Genomic DNA, 26,566 nt, shown 5'->3' on the forward strand with positions numbered 1-26,566 from the left:
TTTTTATATTGATTTTCAGTAATATGCTTGATTTTAGATGAAAGTTTTATTATTATCATAGTGTTCTTATTGGACAGGATAAGCATCTCGGTCGCCAAACTTTCGATGCTTATCCTTTTTTTCTTTCTATAGATTTATTTGACCTTAAGAACATGATAAATGATTTATGAAATAAACAAAACAGATAGCAGAAAACTGCCCCTAAAAAGTTGACAGCATAAAAGCAAAGCCAGGAGTTCATACCCCTGACTTTTTCAAAGCTTGAGTAAACCCCAAGTCTATTTAGTTACTCTCTCTATCAAGAGGCTCTTTTTTTACAATTAAAGACAAAATATATACGTATAAAAATTCGTATAATTTCATTATACGATAAATATGTGCTATAATAGAGAAAGGAGGATTTCAATATGAAAAACGTTATTATAAATGGTAAAGTGATTTTAGAAGATTCAATTAAAGAATTAAATGTATTTTTTGAAAATGGAAAGATTACAGAAGTCAGTAACCGTGTACCTACTGATGAAACAGTAATAGATGCAAAGGGCTTATATGTTGCGCCTGGTATGATTGATGTGCATACTCATGGACGTAATGGTAGCGATACAATGTATGCAACTTTTAAAGATTTAAATAATATTTCTGTATCAGAATTAAAGACAGGTGTAACGAGCTTTTTACCTACAACTATGACTATGCCAGCTGAAGATATTAAAAAGGCTATTGCAGCAGGCTATAATAATAAGGATAAGGTAGAAGGTGCTAAAATCTTAGGTATGCACCTAGAAGGACCTTTCTTTAGTGTGAAATATAAAGGTGCTCAGCCAGAAGAATGTATGATTGCACCTACTGTAGAAAACTACTTATCTTTTGCAGGTGATCATCCTGATTTTGTAAAGAAGATTTCTTTAGCACCTGAAATTGAAGGTGCAGTAGATTTGATTAAATATTTAAGAGAACAGAACGTTGTTGTTTCTATGGGACATACTGATGCGACTTATGAAGAAGCAGTGAAAGCTATTGAAGCAGGTGCGACTTCAGGTACTCATACTTATAATGCGATGACTCCTTTAAAACATAGAGAGCCAGGTGTTGTAGGTGCTGTAATGCTTCATGATGAAGTATATGCAGAACTTATTCTTGATGGTATTCATGTATCATTCCCAGCAGCTAAGATTTTATCTAAGATGAAAGGTGCAGATAAATTAATTTTAATTACGGACTCATTAGAGGCTGCTATGCTTCCAGATGGCACTTATGAATTAGGTAATCAGAAGGTTTATGTAAAGGATGGTCAGGCACGCTTGAAGTCAGGTAACCTTGCTGGTTCTACTGCAAACCTTAATCAGTGTGTAAGAAATGCTTATAAACATCTTGATTTGCCATTATATGAAGCTATTGGTTATGCGACTAAGAATCCTGCAGATCATCTAGGTTTAAAGGATTATGGACGTATTAAAGAAGGATGCGTAGCTGATATGATTCTTATTGATGATGAAATTGATATTAAGAGAGTCATTTTAAATGGTGAAACTAAAATTGGAGGGTAGACATGATTACAATTAAAAATGATTATTTAGAAGCACAATTTGATCCTAAAGGTGCTGAAATCTCAAAGCTTATTGGAATGCAGGATGGCCTCAACTATATGTGGAAGCAGGATCCTTGTTTATGGGGACATAGTGCGCCTGTACTTTTCCCAATTGTAGGTGCATTAAAGAATGGAACATGTTGTATTGATGGTAAGGAATATCATATGAATCAGCATGGTTTCTCTAGAAATACTGAATACGAAGTATATGAACATGATGATACACATGTAGTGTTCCATTTATCTTCTAGTGATGAAATCAAGAAAATGTATCCTTATGAATTTGATTTATATGTGACTTATACATTAGTAGACAATAAATTAAAAGCTGAATTTAGAGTAGAAAATCATAATGAAGATGTAATCTATTTCCAGATTGGTGGTCATCCAGCATTTGCCTGCCCATTTATTGAAGGTGAAGATGCGAATGATTATTATATTGAATTTGAACAGAATGAAACGGTAGATCAGAAAATTATTGATGTAGAAAGAAAAGGTATGTCTCATGAAACAAAACGTTTATTTGATAATGAACGTCATTTCTTTGTACGTCAGGCTATGTTTGATAATGATGCAGTTGTAGTGCCTCATTTTAAATCTCGCTATGTTTCATTAAAGTCACTTACTAATAATAAGAGTTTGAACTTCTACATGAAGGGCTTTGATCATTTAGGACTTTGGACAAGCAAGCATGTGGGTGGTTTACTTGCCATTGAACCTTGGGTTGGACATACTGATTATGTTGACTTTGAAGGAGATTTCAAAGATAAGGAAAGTGCTGTGGCACTTAAGAAGGGTGAAACATTTAATTGCGAATTTGCTGTTGAAATTTTCCAGTAAGAAGACAAGAAATTGTCTTCTTTTTTTAACATTGTATTTACGTTTTATAGATGAGAATGTTATAATTTTCAAATAGGAGGCAGTTTGTATGAAGAAGTTGTTGGTGGTTTTGCTTTGTTTATTTATCACAGCATGTGGAACTAAGACGAAAAATTCAGATATTTCAGATAGTGTGTTGAGAAAATATAAAGAAGATTTGTCATATATCAAAAAAACTAAGAAATTCGATAATGTTTCTGATAAAATGAATATGAAATTGTATTATACGGAAATAAATGAAGGATATCGATATGAATTAGTTATTGATGAACCAAAAGAGAACATGTACAATATTAAGGCTATTTCATATAGTTCATCATGTTTAGATGATTACCAGCCGACTATTGGATATTTTGATAAGGAAACATATTCTATGGTTCCTGGAGTCGTTGATAAAAAGAAAAATATTTATAAAGGCATTTCTTTGTCAGGAAGAGTGAAGAAGAAAGAGACACTTAAAGTTTTTGTTCATTATGATAAAAAGAAATCAGATTCTGATGAAAGTTATAGTTATTGTTTTGAGGTGAAGAATGAGAATTGATAAATTATTAGCACATTGTGGATATGGCTCAAGAAAAGATGTGAAGCAGCTTTTAAAGGATGGAGTTGTTGTTTCTAATGGTAAGAAGATTAAATCATCAGGGGCTCATGTTGATCCTGAAAAAGATGAGATTTATGTAGATGGTGAAAAGATTGTTTATTTAAAGTATGTTTATTATATGTTGAATAAGCCAGATGGTTATGTGAGTGCAACAGAAGATAATCTTTATCCTACGGTTATTGATTTGATTAAAGAATATCATCCTGGATTATTCCCGGTAGGAAGACTTGATGTAGATACAGAAGGTCTTTTGCTTATCACTAATGATGGGCAGCTAGCACATCGTCTTCTTTCTCCTAGAACACATGTTCCAAAGACTTATTATGTTAAAGTGAAGGGAAGACTTGGAATAGGTGATATCAACGCATTTACTAAAGGTATTCCTTTAGAAGATTTCACATGTATGCCAGCTTTTTTGAATATTATTAAGAGCGGTGAAATTAGTGAGTGTGAAGTGACTATTTATGAAGGCAAGTTTCATCAGGTTAAAAGAATGTTTCAAGCGTGTGGTAAAGAGGTTGTTTATTTGAAGCGTATCAGCATGGGAGAACTTAAACTTGATGAGAGTCTTAAATTAGGTCATTACAGACCACTTACAGATGAGGAAATTAATAGCATACTATAACGTTTTATGATATAATAACAATGATATGGAGGTTTTATGAGATTAAGAAATAATCCTGATGCGATGCCTTTTTTACAAGAGCATGCAGATTTAGTTTTTATTAATCCACGTGACCGCTTAGGTAAGTGGCATGAGGTATTCGGAAATGACAATCCTATTGCGATTGAAATCGGAATGGGAAAAGGCGATTTCATTATCGAAAATGCGAGAAGAAATCCAAATATCAACTTTATTGGTATTGAAAAATATTCAACAGTTCTAACTATTGCGGTAAAGAAATCTTTAGAAATGGAAACTTTACCAAATCTTCGCTTTATGAAGGAAGATGCTGCAGTTTTAGGTGAAGTATTTGCGGAAGGTGAGATTGATACAGTTTATTTAAACTTCAGTGATCCTTGGCCTAAAAAGAGACATTCAAAGAGAAGATTGACTTATTCTTCATTCTTGGATGTTTATAAGAGTATTTTAAAGAATGAAGGTCATTTGATTTTTAAGACAGATAACCGCCCGTTCTTTGAATTCTCACTTGTTTCTATGAATAATTATGGAGCACGTTTCCATGATATATGTTTAGATCTTCATCATAGTGAAGGATATGAAGATAATGTGATGACTGAATATGAAAAGAAGTTCTCACCATTTGGCCCTATTTATAGAATCGATATTGATTTTGGTGATATGAATGGATAAGCTCATTCAATTGCATTCTTTAGAAGAGTTTAAAGAAGCTATCCAGAATAAATGTATTATCGTATTTTCTACAGATTGGTGTCCAGATTGTCTTTATATGAAAACCTATATAGAACATGTTGTTGAAAACAATCCAGCATATCAATTCTATTATGTGAATCGTGACGATATGCTTGATTTATGTATTGAATTAAATATCTTAGGTATTCCTTCTTTTATCGCATATGATAAGGGACAGGAACTAGGACGATTGGTATCGAAATTAAGAAAGACAGAGGAGGAAGTTCAGTCTTTCATTGATTCAATTTAAAAAAGAAAGTGTGGGTTGAATATGAAAATTACAGATTGGATTATGGGTAAAGATATGGATTTTGAAGATACTGTAAAGAAAGAGGAGCCACCACATGTGGATCCTGTGATTGAACAGCGTCGTAAAGAAAAGTTCAGTGAACCTATGATTTATAACGAAGAAAAAAAAGTTGAAGAACAAAAGGTCGAAGTAAAGGTTCCCGTAGTAAAGAAAAAAGAAGAACCTAAAAAGCCTAAAAAGCAAGAATATGTCATGAGTCAGATCATCTCTCCAATGAACGGAGTGCAGGAATCTAATAACCCTGTGCCACAAAAAAAGCCAGCAGTTAAGAAAAAAATAAAAAGACGTGAGGATGATGTGGTACCGGTATTAAGTCCTTTTTATGGTGCTCAAGGAATTGAGGAAGAAAAGCCTGTTGTGAAAAAGGCAAAGAAGGTAGAGAAAGTCGTCAAGAAGGAAAGCAGTGAAGTGATTGATTCTGTAGAAAGCCGCTTGAAGAATTTATCTACTTTAACACTTGAATCACAAGAAGACCTCAAAATTGTTGAAGAGAGAACTGGTAAGTTCAAACATGACATGGAGAATGAAGATCCTTTGATTGAAGAAATCAATGATGATATGAGCTATGATGAACTCATGAATCTTTATGAAAAGAAGTTTGAAGATTAATGGGGATTGGTGTTGATATCGTTGAGCTTTCTCGCTTAGATATTGAGAATGAAAGATTTGTCCGTCATATTTTGTCAGATGCAGAATATGAGATATTTCAATCATTCCCTACCAAAAAGCGTAAGAGAGAGTATCTAGGTGGTCGTTTTGCAGCCAAGGAAGCTTATCTGAAAGCAAATCACCTAGGTATTGGTGGTATTTCATTTCATGATATTGTCATTTTGAATCATGAAGACGGAAGTCCTTATCTCAATGATGAGGATGCAGACATTTCTATTGCACATGATGGTGGCATTGCAATCGCTTTTGTAAATAAGAAATAATTTTATTTAACCCGTATTCACCTTCTTCTTAAAACAAGTCTTTTGGAGGAGGTGATTTTTATATGTATAATCAAGTATTTCTTGTGGGTAGACTTGCTCAGATGCCTGATTATGAAATTATCAATAATTATCGAAAGGATGCTTTAATCCATATTATGGTTTATCGTCCTTTTGATGAAGTGAAAGGATGTAGGGATTATGATTTGGTTCCTATTATCTTGTGGAGAGGTTTAGCGGAAATGATTAATGATACATGTCATGTTGGCAGTGTCATTGCAGTAAAAGGAAGATTGAATGATCTTGAAGACAAGCCCGATTATCAAGGATATCGTGTCATGTCTGTACGTGCAGAGTCTTTCGAGGTTCTTGATGAGAAGCTCAAAGAACTTCAGAAACCGCTGACTATGTAGAAATAAGGAGGTTTATTTATGGTTGATCAGTCACTTATTAGAAACTTTTCAATTATCGCACATATTGACCATGGTAAGAGTACCCTTGCCGATAGAATTTTACAATTAACTGGCACAGTAGCTGATCGTGATATGAAGGATCAGTTACTTGATGATATGGAACTTGAAAGAGAACGTGGTATTACAATCAAATTAAATGCAGTATCTCTTTCATATACTGCAAAAGATGGTAAGACTTATCTTTTGCATCTTATTGATACACCGGGCCATGTTGATTTCTCTTATGAAGTATCACGTTCCCTTGCAGCTTGCGAAGGAGCTATTCTTGTAGTAGATGCGGCTCAGGGTGTAGAAGCACAGACTCTTGCGAATGTTTATCTTGCATTAGATAATAATTTAGAGATTCTTCCTGTTATTAATAAAATTGATCTTCCTAGTGCAGATCCTGATAGGGTTGCAGAAGAAGTAGAAGATTTAATTGGTCTTCCTGCAGATGATGCACCTCGTATTTCAGCTAAGACAGGCTTAAATGTTGACCAGGTACTAGAAGAGGTTGTAACTAAGATTCCTGCACCTAGTGGTGATATTAATAACCCTACACAGGCTTTAATCTTTGACTCTTTCTATGATGCGTATAGAGGTGTTATTATTCTTGTATGCGTTAAGGAAGGTAAGATTAGAGTAGGGGATCACATTCATTTTATGGCAAGTGATGCTGATTACGAAGTTGTAGAATGCGGTGTGCATACGCCTCGTGAAGTGAAAAAGGATGAACTAGTAACAGGCGAAGTAGGATGGATTGCAGCAAGTATCAAGTCTATATCTGATGTTCATGTAGGTGATACAGTTACTACTTTAGAAAATAAAGCATCAGAGCCGTTACCTGGTTATAGACGTATGAACCCAATGGTTTATTGTGGTCTTTATCCTATTGATAATGTTAAATATAAAGATTTACGTGAAGCACTTGAAAAGATTGCATTAAGTGACTCTTCACTTGTTTATGAACCTGAAACATCTCAGGCTTTAGGATTTGGTTTCCGTTGTGGATTCCTTGGATTATTACATATGGATGTTATTGAAGAAAGACTAGAAAGAGAATTTGGTCTTGATTTAATTGCGACAGCACCATCTGTAATCTATAACGTTTATTTAAGTGATGGTTCTATGATTGAAATAGATAACCCAGCTTTATTGCCAGATCCAACAACAATTACACGTATTGAAGAACCTTATGTACGTGCAGCAATTATGACACCTGATGAATTTATTGGTCCTATTATGGAATTATGTCAGAACAAGCGTGGAGAATATGTAGATATTGAATATCTTGATGATACAAGAAGAAACGTTATTTATTATATTCCACTATCAGAAATTGTTTATGATTTCTTTGATAAATTAAAATCATGTACTCGTGGCTATGCTTCATTTGATTATGAATTACATGGTTATCGTGCAAGTAATTTAACAAAGATGGATATTCTTTTAAATGGTGAAGTAGTCGATGCATTATCTTCTATTGTTCATAAAGATTTTGCGTATGATCGAGGAAGAATCATCTGTGAGAAATTAAAGACTATTATTCCAAGACAGCAATTCGAGATTCCGGTTCAGGCAGCTATTCAGGGACGTGTTATTGCTCGTACTAATATTAAGGCAATTAGAAAGAATGTCCTTGCAAAGTGTTATGGTGGGGATATTTCACGTAAGAAGAAACTTCTTGAAAAACAGAAAGAAGGTAAAAAGCGTATGAAGGCTGTAGGAAGTGTAGAAATTCCACAAGAAGCATTCATGGCTATTTTATCTGTGGATGATGAATAGGCAGAGTTATTTCTGCCTTTCTTTGTTTTTTCACACATTTGATTTTCTCTAATTAATTGAAATGAAAAGAATATACATATATAATATGAGAGAAAAAAGGTGGGATTTGATTGTTTAGTAATAGACCGATAAAGTTTATTGGGCGAAAAGAAGCCCAGGAACAGGAACGTAATCAATTAGATAATGTAGTTGCACGTCGTTTCTATATTATTATTGGCGTCGTTATTGTGATAGCAAGCATTTTTGCATTAAGACTTTTTTATATGCAGGTCAATAAGTCTGACTTTTATTCAGCAAAGCTAGAACAATATAGTACAAATACATTTGAAGTCGATGCATTACGTGGTGAAATAGTAGATAGAAACTATAATAAGCTTGTATATAATGAGAATGTAGTATGTGCAACTTATTATGCAGTCAAAGGAATTAAGGATGATGAAATCAAATCAATGGTTAATTTCTTGACTAAGAATTGTAATATTGATATTTCTAGCGTGACTGAGAGAGAAAAGAAAGACTATCTGCTCATGAAGGATAAGAAGTTTGCAAAATCTCTTGTGTCAGAGGTAGAGAAAAAGGCTCTTGCAGCAAATGATGATGGAGATACCGAATATTATAATTTACAACTTAAACGAATCACAGATAGTGTATTAAAGAAGCACTTGAGTGATGATGATGTACGTTATTATAAGCTTTATTATACGATTAAGAATTGTAAGAGTGGTTCTGCAGTGCTTCTTGAAAATATTAGTTATCAAGAAGCAAGTGTTATTGGTGAAAACAATGACTTATTAAGAGGTATTCAGGTCACAAGTGATTGGAAACGTGCTTATACTGATGAGTCTACTTTAAAGAGTACACTAGGGAAGGTAACAACTAAGAAACAGGGGTTACCTGCTACTTTAAAGGATGAACTTCTTGCATTAGATTATAGTAATGACTCACGTGTAGGGACTTCAGGACTTGAAAGACAGTATGAAGATATTTTAAGTGGTAATAAGTCAGTAATGACTTTAAAGTATGCAAGTGATGGAACACCAATCGTCAAAACAAAGAAACAGGGCAGCAGTGGTGAGAATATTCAGTTAACGATTGACTGGGATATTCAGTCACAATTGACTCAGATGGTAGAACAGTGTCTTTATAATCATACAGCAGAAAGATATCAGCAGCATATTTATTGTATAGTGATGGAACCTAAGACAGGTGATATTATTGCGTTAGTTGGTAAGGAATACAATAAGGAGAAAACACCTTATGAGATGAAGGATGCTACTTATCTTACTTATACAGGTGCTTATCGTATTGGTTCTACTATGAAGGGGGCTGTTATTTATGCCTGCTTCAAGAATAACATTATTAAAGCTAACCATTATGAAACAGATACATCTGAAGGTTTAAAGATTGCTGGTACTAAAGCTAAGCATTCTTGGAATAAGAGTGGTTTTGGTAATATCAATGAAGTACAGGCATTGGCTTATTCTTCTAATATTTATATGATGAAGATTATCATCAAGCTTGCTGGTGGTCATTATCAGTATGATAAACCAATTCATATTGATAAGAGTGCCTTTGCTAAATTAAGAAATGCAGCAGGAGAATTAGGTTTAGGTGTTAAGACTGGTATTGATTTACCTTATGAAGCAGCGACTGGTCCTCGTGTAGAAGAAGATACTGCTGGTAAGCTTCTTGACTTCTCTATTGGTCAGTATGATACATATACACCATTACAGCTTGCTGTATATGCGTCTACTCTAACAAATAAAGGTGTCAAAGTGCAGCCACATCTTTATAAGAGTTCTTATAAGACAGATACATCTGGTAATATTGTGACTCTTAATACACATAAGAAGCATATAATGGATGATGTCTCAGAAGGTAATGAAGATGCATTTAATCAGATTCAGGCTGGTATGAAAGCCGTAGTTACTTATGGTACTGCTGCAGGTTCTTTTGCTGGGTTCCAGTATGATATTTCTGCTAAATCAGGTACTGCAGAAGACTATACGCATACAGGTAATGTCGATCATCCTAACCATTTGTTTATATCATATGGTCCTAGTAAGGATCCACAGGTTGTCGTAGCTGTTCTTGAAGAAAGATTAAAGGGTGCAAATGATGCACCAAGTATTGCGAAAAAAGCATTTAGTCTTTATTTTGAAAAATATGGCTATAATAATTAAAAAAAGAACTAGTAATTTATGAATTTATATGATATTATATTGAAGCAAACTTATTTGGAGGTGTAATATTCATGAGAGATAATATTATCTTAAAGTGTACAGAATGTGGTGAAGAAAACTATATCAACACAAAGAATAAAAAGAGTCATCCTGAAAGGGTTGAATTTAAAAAATATTGTCCAAGATGTAACAAGAAAACTGTTCATAAGGAAAAGAAATAAGCCTCAAGGCTTATTTTTTTTATACAGGGAGGAAATTGTATGATAAAAAGAATAGTAGTAGGTCCTATTCAAGAGAATTGTTATATTGTGAGTTTTGGTTCGAATTGTGTTATTATTGATCCTGGAGATGAACCAAAGAGTATTATTGAAGAAACAGCACAGTTAGATGTTAAAGGAATTCTTATTACACATGGCCATTATGATCATATTGGCGCAGTAAATGAATTAAGAGATTATTATCATACAAATGTCTATGCAACAGAAGATGCAAAAGACATGATGCTTGATTGGGATGAGAATCTATCAGTGATGCTTGGTGGAGAAAAGTATATTGTAGATGATGTAATAGCCATCGAAGACAGCATTACATTGGGTGAAATGTACTTTGGAATTTATAAAACACCTGGACATGCAAAAGGAAGTTGTCTTTATTATTATGCAAAAGAGGATGCGTTATTTACAGGTGATACATTATTTAAAGGTGGCTGTGGAAGAGTTGATTTTCCTACAGGAGATAAGTTCTCTTTAATAAAATCTTTATCTCGTATAAAGAATCTTGACTTAGATGCAGATGTTTATCCTGGCCATGGACCGGAGTCAACTCTCTCTTTTGAAAAGAAAAATAACCCATTTTTGTCTTTTTAAGGTAAAAACAGTGTTGTTTAAAGCGAAATATAAAGAATATAAATATTTAGGTATATAATGTTTTTGAAGTGGATTATAACTATATGATTTTCCCTCATGTATATGAGTTCTACATTCTCATTGTCCATTTCAATTGTCCTCTATGCCCTGAAATAGAGGACTTTTTTTGTTGGCAATTAATGCGCTTTCAATTATAATAAATGATGGAGGTTTAAAAGATGAAGAAGTTAATACGTATAATTCTTGCTTTGGCTATAGGTTCTACTCTTATTGGATGTTCTTCTAAGCCAGGAGGTACTATTGATTTAACGAGTCATATTAAAGTATCAATCAAAGGGTTTAATGGAAAAGGAGAAGTTTATATCGATAATAATACAAAGTACGATAAAACGGATTCAGATATTAGAGACTTTGTAGCTGATATAGAATATACTTTAGAGAATGGAACAAATGGTGCTCTTTCTAATGGTGATGAAATTACTATTAAAGCGAAATATTCTAAATCTAAGGCAAAAGATTTAGGATTGACTATTAAGAATCCGACTAAGAAGGTAAAAGTATCCGGACTAAAGGATTTATTAACAGGCTATTATGATTGTGAAATCAAAGTCAAGAACTATGGTTCAATTAAATTGAAGTTAGATGCGAATACTGCACCTATTACAGTGAGCAACTTTGTAGGTCTTGCGAATGATGGTTTCTATAAAGGTTTAACATTCCATCGTATTATTAAAGGATTCATGATTCAGGGTGGTGACCCTAATGGTGATGGTACTGGAGGATCTAAACAAACAATTAAAGGTGAATTCACTGCCAATGGTGTTGATAATCCAATAAAACATACAAGAGGTGTTATTTCAATGGCGAGAAGTCAGTCATATGATAGTGCGAGTAGTCAGTTTTTTATCATGCATGAAGATGCACCTTCATTAGATGGTCAATATGCAGCATTTGGATGTGCTTATTCAGGTATGGATATTGTTGATAAGATCTGTGATGACGTAAAGACAGAAGACAGCAATGGAACTGTTTCTAAAAAGAACCAGCCAGTCATTGAAAGTATTACATGTAAAAAGATTCAGTAATTTTTGCTGAATCTTTTTTTATTTTATGAGAAAAATGGGATTCAAATATGTATGTAATAGTAGGAGGTTATTTTATGGATGAACTATTTGAAACCATTTTTTTCAAAGCTCTGAAGGCAGACTCTACAGATATCCATTTTAAGCTGACAGATCATTTGAGTATTCAATTCAGAGTATTTGGAGAGTTACAGCCTTATCAGGAGTATGAAAAGACAATAGGGGCTAAAATCATGAATTATTTGAAATATAAGTCTTTTATTAACGTGAATTATAAGATGGTTCCTCAAACAGGTGCTTTTCATTATTATCTGAATGAGCATATCTATTTCTTACGTGTCTCTTATTTGCCAGGTATGGATTTTGAAAGTATTGTTATTAGAATACTGAATAATCACGAAAACATTACTATTAATGAAATCTCAGAAATAGATGATTTTACTTTCTACCTCAATGAGGTATGTTATCAAAAGTCAGGGTTATTTTTAGTGGCAGGTGCAACTGGATCAGGTAAATCTACAACTTTATATGCGATTTTAGATAAGATTATAGAAATGGGTGGAAGAAATGTAGTCACGCTAGAGGATCCTATTGAAATAGTAAAGGAACATTGTTTACAGATTGAGATGAATGAAAGCATGGGAATAGACTATTATAATTCATTGAAACAGATTTTAAGACATGATCCAGATGTAATAATGATTGGTGAAATAAGAGACGAGAAGACAGCAAAACTGGCTATTACATGTGCTTTGACAGGACATCTGGTATTATCTACTATTCATGCGAGTAATTCTCTACTAGTTATTAAGAGAATGTTGAATTTAGGTATTAATGAAACGGATTTAGAAGATGTACTTATAGGTGTAGTAACTCAGCGTATTAAATATGATAGAAGAAATAGAAAGGTCATTATACTTCCCGAAACAATGAATAGGAACCAAATTAAAACATATTTTCTTGATCATACTGTCAGCTATCCATCATTTAAGGATAATGCACTTATGCTTATTAAAGAGAAGCATTGTGATCAATATTTGTTTAAGGATGAACTAAATGGACAATGATCTATTGTTTCTAGAAAACCTTTCTAATTTACTTGAGCAGGGTTATGGCATAGAAGAAACATTACTTATTTGTAAAGATATCAATAGTCATCCCAGCATTGATACAATACTACAGAAAATATATGATGGGGAAGACTTCACAGACGCTTTATTAGACCCACATCTACCAAGATTATTTATTGAATTCTTTACCTTCTTTTCTATGCGTTCTACTATTTCTGATGCAATTAAGAATAGCTTAAAGATCTATAATGAAATAATTTCGATAAGAAAGAAATTAACGGCACAGATGACTTATCCTTTGATTTTGATTGTATTTTTGCTTTTTTTCTCATTATTTGCGACATTTATTCTCTTCCCAAAAGTGACATCGTTATTTAGTTCATTTGGAATGAATCCATCTTTGAGCTTCAGTATTCTGTTCTTTATTATTCGTTTGATTCCTATTCTTGTAATCGGTATATTAGTTGCACTTATTGTTTCTTTCGTTTATTTTCTTATCGCACTTAAGCAAAAGAAGTATTGGATTATTGAGCGTTTTCTTAAAGTTCCTTTTTTGAAAAAGTACATTCAAAAGTATTTCACATTTAAGTTCTGTCTTTATTTTAATGAGTTATTAGAAGATCACATTGATTCTAATACAATTATAACTATGCTGAATGAGAATATGACTCAGAGTGATATTAAGATAGTATTATATGAGATTTATACAAGATTAAAGGAAGGAGAGCAATTAGAAAATATTATTGATGGTTTTCCTTATTTTGATCATCTCTTTGTATCTATGTATAAGATGTATTTAAAGAATCCTGAAGAAATAGGCTCAATGAGGGGTTATTTAGATATTTCTCAGGAACAGATTACATATGCAGTGAACAAGTTTACTAAATTCTTTGTACCTATTGTTTATGGTTTTGTCGCATTTTTCGTCATCACTATTTATGTAGCGGTTATTATTCCGATGATGAATGTTATTGGAGATATTTAGGAGGTTCTATGAAAAATAATAAAGCAGGTTTTACTTTAATCGAAATGATATTCTGTATTTCCGTTATTCTTGTGATTTTATTACTTGTTATTCCTAATGTTACAAGTAAGAATAATGTAGTAAAAGGCAAAGGATGTGAAGCGCAGGTGGAAGTTGTTAATTCACAGATTATACTTTATCAGATAGAACATGATGAATTACCTACAAGTATTTCTCAATTAACATCTGGTTCTAATCCTTATCTCACTCAAAAACAGGCTACATGTCCAAATGGAAAATCTATTTATATATCAAATGGACAAGCTTATGTATAAGAAGGGATTTACAGTTATCGAGATGTTATTTGTTTTGTCTATTACAATCTTTTTATCATCACTTTGTATGACTATGCATACACGTACAATTAATGAACAAGAAGAAATAGCGCTTATTAAAGCCATGTTTGATGAAGCAAGAGCAATGGCTATAGTAGAAAAAGATACAGTAAAGGTATCAGTTTCTAATCATCGTATTGATTTGATTGGAAAGGAAAATAAGACATTGAATCTAGAGGAAGGCTATCAGTTTCTTACAAATCATACATTTACATATAATGATCATGGGCGTATTAAAATAGCCAAGACTCTTGTTTTAAAAACACCTCATCATACAAGAAAGTTTGTGTTTCAGTTAGGAAGTGGTGCTTATTATGTTACTTAATCATAAAGGAAATACACTTATTGAGTCACTTTTTGCATTGTCTATTTATTTGATGATTGTGGTTTATTTTGTTGGATCTTTAACTGTACTAAATAAGGCGCAACTGAGATTCAGACGTGCTCAAGAAAATAGTAATAAGCAGGAATTACGCATTGCAGAGGAAGGAGATGATCTCCAATCAAAACTCAAAGAGGCTTTACGCTCGTAGAAATGTTGTTGTCTTTAAGTATTTGTTTAATGATTGTTTTGAATGTACCTTCTATCATACGTGTCTTAAAGGTCCCTGTAGTGAGTTATAATCAGGATATTGCGGTAGGCGCTAAACAGCTTGCTGATTATCTTCTTGTTTCTAAGATTAAGACATATAGTGAAGATATTGGATATTATGATGAGAAAGGTGAAGAGAATACCATTATTTTTGATAAGAGAAGACTTGTTAAAACACCAGGGTATGAAATATTAATAACTGATATCGACGATGTCATTTTCTTTGAAAAAGATGCATATATGTATATGACTATTACGAGAGGACAACAGAAATATACATATATGATCTGTGACTTATATAGAAAGCAGGAAGATTATGTCGAGGAATAGAGGAAGCGTATTACAAGTAGTCTTAGTGATCTTCCTGATATTATTTACAAGTATATTTAGCTATTGTACGCTTGTATCAAGACAATATGAATTGTCACGCTTTCAGAGAATGATGAATGAACAAAGACGTATAGAAATACTGTTAAGAAGACATTGGCGTTCTACAATTGATCAAGACATTCTACTTAGTGATACCTATGAAATAGAAGAGAGTATTATTAGTTATACTGTAGATGATGATGGAAGGGATTATCTTATTGATTGTGATATTACTACAAAGTCTTATCACTATACAATGCAGGTTAAAATTGATATGGAAACTTTAGATATGCATGAGTGCATATATGGGCATTAATGGATACTTTACTTTATACTATTATATATGATATAATGGTGTACGATTAGAAAGGATGATATAAAGTTATGATTAATGCAACTGATTTAAGACCAGGAGTAACATTTGAATATGATGGCAATCTTTATGTATGTTTAGATTATAGCCACAACAAGACAGCACGTGCTGCTGCAAACATTCGTGTTAAGATGAAGAACATGAGAACAGGAACTACTACTGAAATGACTTTTGGTAGTAACGCAAAGGTAAAGAAGGCTCAGGTAGAAAAGAGCAAAATGCAGTATTTATATGACAATGCTGGTATGTTAGTATTCATGGATAATGAAACATACGACCAGGTTGAAATTCCTGCAGATCGCTTAGAATGGGAAATCAACTTCATGAAACCTTCTGATAATGTAGAAGTAACAAGCTATGAAGGTGAAATTTTAGGTGTCGCATTACCAGTCAATGTACCATTCAAGATTATTGAAACTGAAGCAGCAGTTAAAGGTGATACTGCAACAGGTGCAACTAAGTATGCAACCATTGAAACAGGTTACCAGATCAAAGTACCTTTATTTATTGAAGAAGGCGAAGTTGTTGTTGTAAATACAGTTGAAGGTAAATATTCAGGAAGAGCTTAAACTCTTCCTTTTTTCATAGGAGATAATGTATCAATACTTGTAATTATCCCTGTTTTCTTATAAAATATAAGGTAAAGAAAGAAGAGGTAATAGTATGGCACGTAATGAATATTATACATATAAGGATAGCCCAATTAATGGCGATATCATGATGAGTGTTCAAGTTTTTGATATTATCACTAAGCAGGTAGCTGCTGAAGATAAGGATATTAAGCTTGATACATCAAAAGGTTTTTCTGTAACAGGTACTAAGAATCTTGTGAACTGTACAATTAAAGATAATGAAGTTTATATTACAGTTCATGTTCGTATTAAATATGGTACAAACATTACAGCCAAGACAAAAGAATTACAGAAGAAAATTGCTTCTGGAATTAAAGAAATGGCTGCTGTAACAGTAAAGAGTGTTGATGTTGTAGTAGAAGCTATTGATTTCTAAAAGCAAGTCTAACTTGCTTTTATTTTTTTTGAAGAAGCAAAAAGAGGTAAAATCTTTTATAAAAAGTGTTGATGTGTTAAAATGAATGAGTATTATGGAGGTCCTTTAAAATGGAAAAAACAATTAGACAAATCGCTAGAGAAAAAGCAGTTATTGCAGTATATCAATGGTTAACAGTTGATGCATCTAAAGAAGAACTTAAGGAATATGTTCATGCTGATGAAGCATTGCTTGAAGGTAGATCAGCAGAACAATTCTGTTATTGGTTGATTGAAACAGTTATGGAAAATAAGAGTTCTTATGAAACTTTATTGAATACTAAATTAAAGAAAGGCTGGTCTTTTGATCGTTTAAATAAGATGGAACAGGCCATTCTTCTTGTTGCAACATGTGAATTATTAGAATCAGAATTAGATAAGAGTATTGTAATTAATGAAGCAGTTATTAATGCAAAACAGTATTGTGATGAAGATTCTTATAAATTCATTAATGGTGTTTTAACTGCAATCGAATAATGGAAAGACAATATGTAAGCGTACATGCTTTAAATCGTTATATTAAAGCTGTACTGGATAATGATATGCAGCTTCAGACTGTATATATTCGTGGCGAGATATCTAATTATCGTCCACATCCATCAGGTCATATGTATTTTACTTTAAAGGATGATCAGACAGAATCATCCATTAGTGCAATAATGTTTGCATCACAGGCACGTTATTTAAAGTTTAGACTAAGAGATGGTATGAAGGTATTTATCACAGCACAGGTTTCTGTATTTGAAAGAGCAGGAAGATATCAGCTTTATGTAAGAAGTATGCAGGAAGATGGTTTAGGTAATCTTTACCTTCGCTTCAATGAGTTAAAGCAGACCTTAGAAAGAGAAGGTCTCTTTAATACTATGCATAAAAAGGCTATACCTGTTATGCCTGAACGTTTAGCTATTCTTTCAGCTAAACAAGGGGCTGCCTTGCAGGATGTGTTACGTACACTTCATCAGCGTTATCCATTAGTTAGACGAGATATCTATCCTGTACCAGTGCAGGGCAGAGATGCTTATAAGTATATTGTAGAGACATTAAGTCAGATTGATCAATTGGGCTATTCTACTATTCTTCTTGTAAGAGGTGGAGGTTCTATTGAAGATCTATGGAATTTTAATGAAGAAGCACTTGCACGTTGTATCTATGGTTTAAAAACACCTATTATTACAGGTGTAGGACATGAGACAGATTTTACATTAGTGGATTATGTCAGTGATTTACGTGCACCTACGCCTACTGCAGCTGCAGTAGCTGCAGTACCTTCTCAAAAGGAACTTTTAAGTCATCTCGAAAATAAGATTATGCAATTATCGAATGTCATGAGAAAGACTATTTATCTAGAAAAACAAAAGCTAGAAAAGTATACACATTCCTATGTTTTTACCGACCCTTCTAGAATATTCAAAATCAAATTCATGAAATTGGATAGCGTTCATCTTAAACTGAATAATTATAAAATTAGAATTAAACAAAAATCACATTATGAAATGCATAAAAAAGTAATTCAACTCAATACATTGATTAAACAGAAACAATTGATTGAGACAAAGAATATCAGTAATAAGCAGGAATTACTTAAAAATTGTTTTGAGAATTATTTGAAAAATAAAAAGACTTCTTTCTCTTATTGTATTGAGAAACTTGATTTATTAAGTCCTTTAAAAACATTACAAAGAGGTTATATCATTTCTAAAAAGAATGATTCTATCATTAAGAGTGTGAAAGATCTTCATACAGATGATACAATTACACTTGTTTATGCAGACGGTGAAAAAGAAGTTATAGTGAAGTAGGTGATGATATGGCAGAAAAGACATATGAAGAAGCAATGGCACGTTTAGATGAAATCATTGATTTATTAGAAAACAATGAAGCTTCCTTAGATGAGAGTTTAGATCTTTATAAAGAAGGCGTGTCACTCGCTGCATTTTGTGATACAAAATTAAAAAATGTAGACCAGGAAGTAACTAAAATTTTTGAGGAACATCAGTTAAAAGATTATCTAGGTGATGATGATGAATAATATGATTGAAGAAGTGAATGGACGATTAAAAGAAATCTTATCTCAATATCGTCCAGGTTTAGTAAAAGAAGCAATGACTTATTCTGTGATGGCTGGCGGTAAAAGATTAAGACCTCTTCTCTTTATTCAGACATTAAGAGCATATAATGTGGATTATCATAAATATATAGATATTGCATGTGCTATTGAAATGATACATACATATTCTTTGATTCATGATGATCTTCCAGGGATGGATAATGATGATTTGAGACGTGGTAAACCAACATGTCATAAACAATTTGATGAAGCCACTGCAATTTTAGCAGGTGATGCTTTATTGAATGAATCTATGAATGTGATTTTAAGAATGAATTTAGATGACGCACTTAAACTCAAGATATTAGGCTCTTTATATCAGGCATCTGGGATGGATGGAATGATTTATGGACAGCAGCAGGATATGTACTTTGAATCGCATAAGGCATCTCTTGGAGAATTGCAGGCTATTCATCGTGATAAGACAGGTGCACTTATTTCTGTACCGATGAAGATTGCTGGACTTATTGCGAAAGAAGAAGACGCAAACGCTTTAGAAGATATTGGATTCAAGCTTGGTCTTGCATTCCAGATTCAGGATGATATTCTAGATGTCACAAGTACAACTGAAACATTAGGTAAAAGAGTAGGTAGTGATATTATAAATCATAAGTCTACATATGTTTCATTACTTGGTTTAGAAGAGTCACAAAAGCGTGTAGAAGATTTATTTGAAGAATGTTTAGCTAATGTGTATGGTTTACAACTTAACCATGGATTGATGATTGAATTATTCCAAATTATTATGAAAAGAGTGAATTAAATGGAAATTAAGAAGATTGAGAATCCTCGATTCTTGAAACAATTGAATATTACAGAATTAAATCAATTATCACTGGACATAAGGAATTTTTTGATCGAAAATATTTCTCAGACTGGCGGTCATTTCTCTAGTAATCTTGGTATTGTGGAATTGACTGTTGCTCTTCATTACGTATTTGATTCACCTAATGATAAATTTCTTTTTGACGTCGGACATCAGTCTTATGTTCATAAGATTTTGACTGGTAGAGCATCTCAGTTTTCTATGTTAAAAAAATATGGTGGATTATGTGGTTTCCAGAATCGTCAGGAAAGTATTTATGATCCTTGGGAAGCGGGTCATTCTTCTACAGCTATATCAGGGGCAACAGGTCTGGCTCTTGCCCGAGATCTTAAAAAAGAAAAATTTGAAGTAGTAAGCGTGATTGGTGATGCTGCTTTAATGAGTGGAGAATCTTTAGAAGCACTCAATTTCCTTGGTGGTATAGATACAAAGGTTATTGTGATACTAAACGATAATAATATGTCTATTTCACGTAATGTAGGTGGATTATCTAATTTTTTATCTGATGTTAGAATGTCATATCAATATAACCAAGCTAAAAATAAGTATACTGAAATCCTTTCACAGTCTCCTATGGGACAGAAAATATTTGATGTGACTAAGAAGGTTAAGGATAAGGTAAAAAAGAAAATTTTGCTCGATACACCATTTTCACAATTTGATTTAGATTATATTGGTCCAGTTGATGGACATAATATGGCTGAATTGATTCGTGCTCTAGAGACAGTAAAGAGTTTAGATCATAGTGTTGTACTCCATGTCCTTACTAAAAAAGGAAAGGGATATGAACCAGCAGAAAATGATCATTCAGGTGTTTATCATAGTGTTGCACCTTTTGACATATCTAATGGTGTGCAAAAAGTTGTTGATGATGAAAAACATTCTTGGAGTCAATCAGTAAGTGAACATATTGAGTATTTGATGAGTAAGAATGATGATATATGTGTGATAACTCCTGCAATGATTACAGGAAGCCGTTTACAGAATATCTTTAAAAAGTATCCTGAACGTTCATTTGATGTGGGTATTGCAGAAGAACATGCGATGACTCTTGCAGCAGGTCTTTCTCAAGGAGGAGAGTTTCCGTTCCTAAGTGTTTATTCTTCTTTCTTCCAGCGTGCTTATGATCAATTGAATCATGATATTGCGAGAATGAAACTTCCATGTCTTATTGGAATTGATCGTGCAGGACTTGTGGGTGGTGATGGTGCAACACATCATGGTGTCTTTGATATTGGTTTGATTGCGCCTATTCCAGGAGTAGTTATCATGGCTCCAAAAGATGAGGTAGAGGCGCAGAAACTTATCAATACAGCATATTATAATAAAGATAATCCGTATGTGATGCGTTATTCTAAAAATAAAGTCGTTAATACTCATCAACATACTGATGAGACTATCAAACTAGGTCAGTGGGAATTAATTAAAGAAGCAAATGATGCAATGATTAATGTCGTGACTTATGGTGATAATGTGAATGTTGTAGTAGAAATGGCAGAAGAAGATCATCTACCTATTAATATTATTAATGCACGATTTATTAAGCCGTTAGATAGAGAAATGTTGAATAGAATAAGTGATAAACCAATTATTGTTTATGAAACAGATCTTATCAATGGATCTTTAGGCAGTATCATGAGCTTATATTATGAAAAGAATCATATAGATGTTGATATGAGTTTTATAGGTATTGAAGATCACTATGTCACTTTTGGAGATAATGAATCCTTATATAAACAGGAACATATTTCGTTGAATGATTTGAAAAATAAAATTGAGGAAATAAAACATGAAAAAAGAAAGAATTGATATTTTATGTGTCCAGCAGGGGTTGTTTGAGTCTAGAAATCAAGCTCAAAGAGCCATTATGGCGGGCATTGTAAGAGATGAAAATGATTATATTGATAAGCCAGGAACAAAGATTCCAGTTAATACAAAACTTTTTGTCAAGGGCGAAAAATTAAAATATGTATCACGAGGTGGTTTAAAACTTGAAAAAGCGATTGAACTATACAATTTAGATCTTACAGATGTCATTATGATTGATATTGGTTCATCTACTGGAGGCTTTACTGATTGTGCGCTTCAGCATGGGGCAAAGAAGGTTTATGCTGTAGATGTAGGAACCAATCAGCTTGTCTGGAAGCTTCGTAATGATGAACGTGTAGAAGTCATGGAACAATATAATTTCCGTTATGCTAAGCTTGATGATTTTAAGTATGGCATGCCTACATTTGCTTCTATTGATGTTTCTTTTATTTCTTTAAGACATATGTTCAGTGCATTAAAGAATGTGATTGCGCCTGATGGTGTAATCGTATCTTTAATCAAGCCTCAGTTTGAAGCAGGTAAAGACGATGTTGGAAAACATGGTATTGTAAAGGATTCAAAGGTTCATAAAAGAGTTATTGAAGAAGTCATTGGCTATGCAAATGATAATGGTTTCTCTTTAAAAGGTTTAACATTCTCACCTATTACTGGTGGGGAAGGTAATATTGAATTCTTAGGTTATTTTGTAAATGATCATCAAGAGAATTCAGTTTATTGTATTGATGATGTTGTAAGTGAAGCACATAAACATTTTAATGAAAGTAGGTGATTTTAAATGTTGAAAAGTCTGTTTATCTCTTCTTTTGTCATTATAGATCAAACAACTGTTGACTTTGATGAAGGCATGACGGCTTTAACAGGTGAAACAGGTGCAGGTAAATCTATTATTATTAATGCGCTCGAACAATTATGTGGTGCAAGAGCATCTTCTTCACTTGTAAGAAAAGGCTCTAAGAAAGCAGTCATTGAAGGTGTTTTTGATATGAATGATTCAATTCAGAAGATTCTAGACGAATTGAATATAGATGGTGATGATGATCTTATTATCACAAAAGAGATATTGGACAATGGACGTTCAACAATTAAAATTAATTATCGTACTGTCACTAATAGTGCTTTAAAACAAGTGGCTCCCTACTTATTAGATATTCATTCACAATATCAGACACAGGAAATTTTTAATGTGAAAAATCATTTAAAGATATTGCAGTCATTTATGAATCACCAGGATGACTCATTGCTATCTGAATATCATAAACACTACTTTGAATATAAGAAAATATCACAGAAGATCAAGAAGCTTGAACAAGAGGATCTGAGTGATGAAAGAATAGAATATTATCAGAAACAGTATGATGAATTAAAGGATTTTGAATATACAGATGAAATAATTGATCAGCTTGAAGAAGAACTTAGAATGATGAAAAACTATGAATCCATGCATAAATATATGACTGATTTTAATGGGGCTATGTCTGACAAGCAAGGTGCATTAAATCAAATAAATGATGCATTAAGCGCACTTGGTCATATGAATGATACAGAATCATTTAGTGCATTATATGATGAATTCTATAATCAATATTATAGTATGCAGGATATTGTAGATCGCATAGAAACAGCCTTTGACTCTATTGATTTTGATGAATATCGTTTCAATGAACTACAGGAAGAACTTTTTACTATTCATCGTCTGCAAAGAAAGTATGGATACTCAGTAGATGACATCTATCAGGCACAGACAGAATTAAAAGAAAAGCTAGATGCCGCGTTGAATCGTGAAGATGTGCTTGCTGATTTAAATAAACAAAAAGATCAAGCTTATCATGAAGCATATCAGATTGCGTCAAAACTAACATCGTTAAGAGAAGAACAGGGACTCATTTTTGTTGATGCACTAGAAAAAGAATTAAAAGATCTTTATTTACCTGATGCAAAGCTAAAGGTAGATATAAAGGAATGCAGTCTTAGTGATACTGGAAAAGACGACATTACGTTTATGGTTTCTATGAACAAGGGACAGGCTTTTACTCCTTTAAATGAAACAGCAAGTGGTGGTGAAATATCACGTTTGATGTTAGCCATTAAAACAATTACTATGAATCAAAACCAAATGAATACACTTGTTTTTGATGAAATTGATACAGGTGTGAGTGGTAAAGTTGCTGATGCAATTGGATTAAAGATGCATTCTATTTCATTAAACAATCAAGTATTATGTATTACACATTTGCCTCAAGTGGCCATTCATGCTGATCATCATTATGCGATTAAGAAATTATCTCATGATGAAGAAACCTATTCAACGCTTGCAGTATTAAGCGAGGATGAAAGAATAGAAGAAATTGCGAAGATGCTTTCTGGTGATGTGGTTACAGCAGAAGCAATCGATAATGCGAAAAGATTATTACACGGATGAGCATATAATACATATGCTCATTTTTTAGGAGGTTAGCCATGCGTATTATATTTCATATAGATATGAATGCATTTTATGCGAATTGTGAGATTTCTCAGCATCCAGAATTAAAAGGGAAACCCATTGTCATTAGTCATAATTCTAAAAGAAGTGTTGTCTCTACTGCTTCTTATGAAGCGAGAGAATTTGGTGTTCATTCCGCAATGCCTCTATTTATGGCAAAAGAGAAATGTCCTGATCTAATAGTAGTAGAACCACATTTTAATCTTTATCATGAATTGTCACAAAGATTTTTTGAGATTGTTTATAAGTATAGTAAAAAGGTAGAAATAGCCAGCATTGATGAATGTTATGTGGATATGAGCGATTATTTTACATTAACTCATGCGCAGCCTTATGCAGTCGCAAAAGAAATTCAAGACAATATTCTATCCACTTTATCTCTTCCTTGTTCTATTGGAATATCTCCCAATAAGTTTCTTTCTAAAATGGCTTCTGATATGAAAAAACCTTTAGGTATTACTATTATTACTCAAAGAAACTTAAAAGAAGTATTATGGCCTATAAAAGTAGGGGATATGTATGGCATAGGAAAAAAGACAGCACCTAAACTAGAAGAAGTGGGCATTAAGACAATTGCGGATATTGCGAATTATGATAACTATCAGACAATTAGACAATTTCTAGGAAAGAATACACTTATATATTATAATCGTGCCAATGGTAGAGATTTATCGCCTGTTGTTTATGAAGATACGGATATGAAATCTATTGGTCATTCTACAACTTTTGAAAGTGATATTAGTGATGAAGATAGCTTAAAAGAGGAATTCAAGAAGGTATGTTTAACTGTAGCTGAACGTGCATCAAAACATGATATGTATTCTAACTGTGTTGTGATTACATTAAAATATACAAGATTTAAAAGTGTTACAAGACAAATGCTGGTACAGGAATATATGAATGATTATGAGAAAATATATAGTTATGTGATGATGCTTTTTAATAAGCATTATACTCATGAACCATTAAGACTTATTGGTGTTACTCTTAATAATGTGAAAAGAAAAGAAGCAATCATCGAACAGATGAATATATTTGATACAAAGAATGAAGCAGTAGATCCTATTGATAGTTTGATTGAAAATATCAATAAAATGACGAGTGCACATCTGATTAAAGCAAAAGACTATCATATAAATGGAAAAAGTTAAAAAAAGTTGTTATAATTATGCAAGAGGTGTGACACGTGCAAGATTATGATTTAAAAGATTTTAAGAGCTATTTAATGTTTGAACGAGGATTAAGCGAGAATACTGTAGATGGTTATATGAGAGATCTAAGAGCTTTTTATGATTATATTGATTATGATATCAAAAAGTTTGATTTGGCTCATCTAGACACTTATTTTAGCGAATTAAAGGATGATGGGTATAAAGTAACTTCTATTCGAAGAAAAATTGTATCTTTAAGACAGTATAATGAGTTTCTTTCTCGTACAAAAGGGATGAAGGATGTGATGTCCCAATATGAATTACCTAAAACAGAAAAGAAACTTCCACAAGTATTAAGCTTAGAAGAAATAGTTAAGGTGATTAATCATATTGATGATACGACCCCTGTGGGGAAAAGAAATAAGTCAATGATGCTTCTTCTTGTTAGTACAGGTATGAGAATAAGTGAACTCGTTCATTTAGAAATCAATGATATCAATCATTCAGTGTCTAATGTTCGTGTAATAGGTAAAGGTAATAAAGAAAGACTTATTCCTTTAGATCAAGAGACATTTCATTATGTTTATAACTATATGCAAAATGAACGCTCTTTCTTTGATAAGAAAAATAGCCTTTGGCTTTTTATGATGAACGATGGTCGTCGTATGACAAGAGAAAACTTCTACAACATTTTACAAAAACTAGTATTAGAAGCAGGGGTACGAGATCATTTTACACCCCATATGTTAAGACACACATTTGCGACTACGTTATTGGAAAATCATTGTGATTTAAGATCTATCCAGGTGATGCTTGGACATCAGGATATTTCAACCACAACAATATATACACATGTAACACATAAGCAAATCATGGATGACTATAATAAGTTTCACCCAGGTAATGCAAAGAGGAAATTATAAGTAATTGAATATATTGTCTAATGTGTTTGATCGTGTTTATATATACTCAGAGAGAGCGTTAAAATGAACACATTAAATATCACAAATTATAAACCAAAGGATTTTGCTGCACTTTTAGGCGTATCTGTTAAGATATTATAACGTTTAGCTAGTGAAGGAAATTTAAAGGCAAACCGACCCCAAACTAAAGGCATTATTATACTTACAATCATCATTTACTAAATCAAGTTGCATTTTTAAGATAGTCTTGTAATGTAAAAGAATTATTTGAATACCCACAAACCACAGGATAGTAAAAATTAAATTATATGAACGCCTATAAATCGGCGTTCATGAAGCTGAACTTGATGCATAGATTTTCCATTTGTACTATAATTAGATTAGAAAT

Annotated in this window: 32 protein-coding genes; all 32 read left to right on the forward strand. The window is 32.7% G+C overall.

All coding sequences use genetic code 11. The features are described 5' to 3' along the window. Positions 1–407 precede the first annotated feature (407 nt). The 32 genes from nagA (at position 408) to EAI80_RS06875 (ending at position 26,178) form a co-directional block, all read left to right on the forward strand. Positions 408–1,547 carry an N-acetylglucosamine-6-phosphate deacetylase gene (gene nagA / locus EAI80_RS06720; RefSeq protein ID WP_129981429.1) on the forward strand — a complete coding sequence of 380 codons (1,140 nt, stop codon included), beginning with the start codon at positions 408–410 and terminating at the stop codon, positions 1,545–1,547. Positions 1,548–1,549: 2 nt separating this feature from the next. After that, positions 1,550–2,428, forward strand: a complete 879-nt coding sequence (locus EAI80_RS06725) for an aldose 1-epimerase family protein (protein ID WP_129981430.1) — start codon at positions 1,550–1,552, stop codon at positions 2,426–2,428. A gap of 88 nt (positions 2,429–2,516) precedes the next feature. Beyond that, the gene (locus EAI80_RS06730) at positions 2,517–3,008 is read left to right on the forward strand and encodes a hypothetical protein (protein ID WP_129981431.1); all 492 of its coding nucleotides are present in this window, start codon (positions 2,517–2,519) and stop codon (positions 3,006–3,008) included. Further along, positions 2,998–3,693, forward strand: coding sequence for a pseudouridine synthase (locus EAI80_RS06735; RefSeq protein ID WP_129981432.1), 696 nt, complete (start codon positions 2,998–3,000; stop codon positions 3,691–3,693). Before EAI80_RS06730 ends, EAI80_RS06735 begins: the two co-directional genes overlap by 11 nt. Before the next feature lie 36 nt (positions 3,694–3,729). After that, entirely contained in the window at positions 3,730–4,383 is a 654-nt protein-coding gene (gene trmB, locus EAI80_RS06740; protein WP_129981433.1) for a tRNA (guanosine(46)-N7)-methyltransferase TrmB, read from the forward strand. Beyond that, positions 4,376–4,693, forward strand: coding sequence for a thioredoxin family protein (locus EAI80_RS06745; protein ID WP_022424344.1), 318 nt, complete (start codon positions 4,376–4,378; stop codon positions 4,691–4,693). Before trmB ends, EAI80_RS06745 begins: the two co-directional genes overlap by 8 nt. Positions 4,694–4,714: 21 nt before the next feature. Continuing rightward, positions 4,715–5,362, forward strand: a complete 648-nt coding sequence (locus EAI80_RS06750) for a hypothetical protein (RefSeq protein ID WP_238634478.1) — start codon at positions 4,715–4,717, stop codon at positions 5,360–5,362. Beyond that, positions 5,362–5,685, forward strand: coding sequence for a holo-ACP synthase (acpS, locus tag EAI80_RS06755; RefSeq protein ID WP_022424346.1), 324 nt, complete (start codon positions 5,362–5,364; stop codon positions 5,683–5,685). Before EAI80_RS06750 ends, acpS begins: the two co-directional genes overlap by 1 nt. Positions 5,686–5,747: 62 nt before the next feature. After that, a complete protein-coding gene (locus EAI80_RS06760; RefSeq protein ID WP_022424347.1) occupies positions 5,748–6,095 on the forward strand; it encodes a single-stranded DNA-binding protein in 348 nt (115 codons plus the stop codon). Positions 6,096–6,113: 18 nt separating this feature from the next. Further along, positions 6,114–7,919, forward strand: a complete 1,806-nt coding sequence (lepA, locus tag EAI80_RS06765) for a translation elongation factor 4 (protein WP_022424348.1) — start codon at positions 6,114–6,116, stop codon at positions 7,917–7,919. A 110-nt stretch (positions 7,920–8,029) separates the two neighbouring features. Next, the gene (locus EAI80_RS06770) at positions 8,030–10,102 is read left to right on the forward strand and encodes a penicillin-binding protein 2 (RefSeq protein ID WP_129981434.1); all 2,073 of its coding nucleotides are present in this window, start codon (positions 8,030–8,032) and stop codon (positions 10,100–10,102) included. A 71-nt stretch (positions 10,103–10,173) separates the two neighbouring features. Next, on the forward strand, positions 10,174–10,323 hold the full coding sequence (rpmG, locus tag EAI80_RS06775; protein WP_006506678.1) for a 50S ribosomal protein L33: 150 nt from the start codon (positions 10,174–10,176) through the stop codon (positions 10,321–10,323). A 39-nt stretch (positions 10,324–10,362) separates the two neighbouring features. Further along, positions 10,363–10,968 carry an MBL fold metallo-hydrolase gene (locus EAI80_RS06780; protein WP_129981435.1) on the forward strand — a complete coding sequence of 202 codons (606 nt, stop codon included), beginning with the start codon at positions 10,363–10,365 and terminating at the stop codon, positions 10,966–10,968. A 602-nt stretch (positions 10,969–11,570) separates the two neighbouring features. After that, positions 11,571–12,053: a peptidylprolyl isomerase gene (locus EAI80_RS13810; protein WP_238634480.1), complete on the forward strand. Its 483-nt coding sequence runs from the start codon at positions 11,571–11,573 to the stop codon at positions 12,051–12,053. 74 nt (positions 12,054–12,127) lie between these two features. Next, on the forward strand, positions 12,128–13,117 hold the full coding sequence (locus EAI80_RS06790; RefSeq protein ID WP_129981437.1) for an ATPase, T2SS/T4P/T4SS family: 990 nt from the start codon (positions 12,128–12,130) through the stop codon (positions 13,115–13,117). After that, the gene (locus tag EAI80_RS06795; protein WP_129981438.1) at positions 13,107–14,105 is read left to right on the forward strand and encodes a type II secretion system F family protein; all 999 of its coding nucleotides are present in this window, start codon (positions 13,107–13,109) and stop codon (positions 14,103–14,105) included. The genes EAI80_RS06790 and EAI80_RS06795 overlap by 11 nt, the downstream gene beginning before the upstream one ends. 8 nt (positions 14,106–14,113) lie before the next feature. Next, the gene (comGC, locus tag EAI80_RS06800) at positions 14,114–14,419 is read left to right on the forward strand and encodes a competence type IV pilus major pilin ComGC (RefSeq protein ID WP_022424354.1); all 306 of its coding nucleotides are present in this window, start codon (positions 14,114–14,116) and stop codon (positions 14,417–14,419) included. Next, complete coding sequence (comGD, locus tag EAI80_RS06805; RefSeq protein WP_022424355.1) at positions 14,412–14,804, forward strand: competence type IV pilus minor pilin ComGD; 393 nt, start codon at positions 14,412–14,414, stop codon at positions 14,802–14,804. The genes comGC and comGD overlap by 8 nt, the downstream gene beginning before the upstream one ends. Then, positions 14,794–15,012 carry a hypothetical protein gene (locus tag EAI80_RS06810; RefSeq protein ID WP_129981439.1) on the forward strand — a complete coding sequence of 73 codons (219 nt, stop codon included), beginning with the start codon at positions 14,794–14,796 and terminating at the stop codon, positions 15,010–15,012. Before comGD ends, EAI80_RS06810 begins: the two co-directional genes overlap by 11 nt. Before the next feature lie 80 nt (positions 15,013–15,092). Continuing rightward, positions 15,093–15,401, forward strand: a complete 309-nt coding sequence (locus tag EAI80_RS06815; RefSeq protein WP_238634479.1) for a ComGF family competence protein — start codon at positions 15,093–15,095, stop codon at positions 15,399–15,401. Then, positions 15,388–15,756, forward strand: a complete 369-nt coding sequence (locus EAI80_RS06820; RefSeq protein ID WP_129981441.1) for a hypothetical protein — start codon at positions 15,388–15,390, stop codon at positions 15,754–15,756. The genes EAI80_RS06815 and EAI80_RS06820 overlap by 14 nt, the downstream gene beginning before the upstream one ends. 68 nt (positions 15,757–15,824) lie before the next feature. Next, on the forward strand, positions 15,825–16,382 hold the full coding sequence (gene efp, locus EAI80_RS06825) for an elongation factor P (RefSeq protein ID WP_129981442.1): 558 nt from the start codon (positions 15,825–15,827) through the stop codon (positions 16,380–16,382). Positions 16,383–16,476: 94 nt separating this feature from the next. Further along, positions 16,477–16,821, forward strand: coding sequence for an Asp23/Gls24 family envelope stress response protein (locus EAI80_RS06830; protein WP_022424360.1), 345 nt, complete (start codon positions 16,477–16,479; stop codon positions 16,819–16,821). A gap of 110 nt (positions 16,822–16,931) precedes the next feature. After that, on the forward strand, positions 16,932–17,336 hold the full coding sequence (gene nusB / locus EAI80_RS06835; RefSeq protein ID WP_129981443.1) for a transcription antitermination factor NusB: 405 nt from the start codon (positions 16,932–16,934) through the stop codon (positions 17,334–17,336). Next, positions 17,336–18,658 (forward strand): exodeoxyribonuclease VII large subunit, encoded by a 1,323-nt coding sequence (gene xseA / locus EAI80_RS06840; RefSeq protein WP_129981444.1) that lies wholly within the window; start codon positions 17,336–17,338, stop codon positions 18,656–18,658. The genes nusB and xseA overlap by 1 nt, the downstream gene beginning before the upstream one ends. Before the next feature lie 8 nt (positions 18,659–18,666). After that, positions 18,667–18,888: an exodeoxyribonuclease VII small subunit gene (gene xseB, locus EAI80_RS06845; RefSeq protein ID WP_129981445.1), complete on the forward strand. Its 222-nt coding sequence runs from the start codon at positions 18,667–18,669 to the stop codon at positions 18,886–18,888. Next, positions 18,881–19,729, forward strand: a complete 849-nt coding sequence (locus EAI80_RS06850) for a polyprenyl synthetase family protein (protein WP_129981446.1) — start codon at positions 18,881–18,883, stop codon at positions 19,727–19,729. Before xseB ends, EAI80_RS06850 begins: the two co-directional genes overlap by 8 nt. Next, the gene (gene dxs, locus EAI80_RS06855; protein ID WP_129981447.1) at positions 19,730–21,601 is read left to right on the forward strand and encodes a 1-deoxy-D-xylulose-5-phosphate synthase; all 1,872 of its coding nucleotides are present in this window, start codon (positions 19,730–19,732) and stop codon (positions 21,599–21,601) included. Then, entirely contained in the window at positions 21,582–22,391 is an 810-nt protein-coding gene (locus EAI80_RS06860; RefSeq protein ID WP_129981448.1) for a TlyA family RNA methyltransferase, read from the forward strand. The genes dxs and EAI80_RS06860 overlap by 20 nt, the downstream gene beginning before the upstream one ends. 6 nt (positions 22,392–22,397) lie before the next feature. Next, a complete protein-coding gene (gene recN, locus EAI80_RS06865; RefSeq protein ID WP_129981449.1) occupies positions 22,398–24,041 on the forward strand; it encodes a DNA repair protein RecN in 1,644 nt (547 codons plus the stop codon). 38 nt (positions 24,042–24,079) lie between these two features. Further along, on the forward strand, positions 24,080–25,255 hold the full coding sequence (locus EAI80_RS06870; RefSeq protein WP_129981450.1) for a DNA polymerase IV: 1,176 nt from the start codon (positions 24,080–24,082) through the stop codon (positions 25,253–25,255). Positions 25,256–25,290: 35 nt separating this feature from the next. Then, complete coding sequence (locus tag EAI80_RS06875; protein WP_129981451.1) at positions 25,291–26,178, forward strand: tyrosine recombinase; 888 nt, start codon at positions 25,291–25,293, stop codon at positions 26,176–26,178. Positions 26,179–26,566 lie beyond the last annotated feature (388 nt).

The organism is Catenibacterium sp. co_0103 (assembly GCF_004168205.1).
Lineage (GTDB): Bacteria > Bacillota_I > Bacilli_A > Erysipelotrichales > Coprobacillaceae > Catenibacterium > Catenibacterium mitsuoka_A.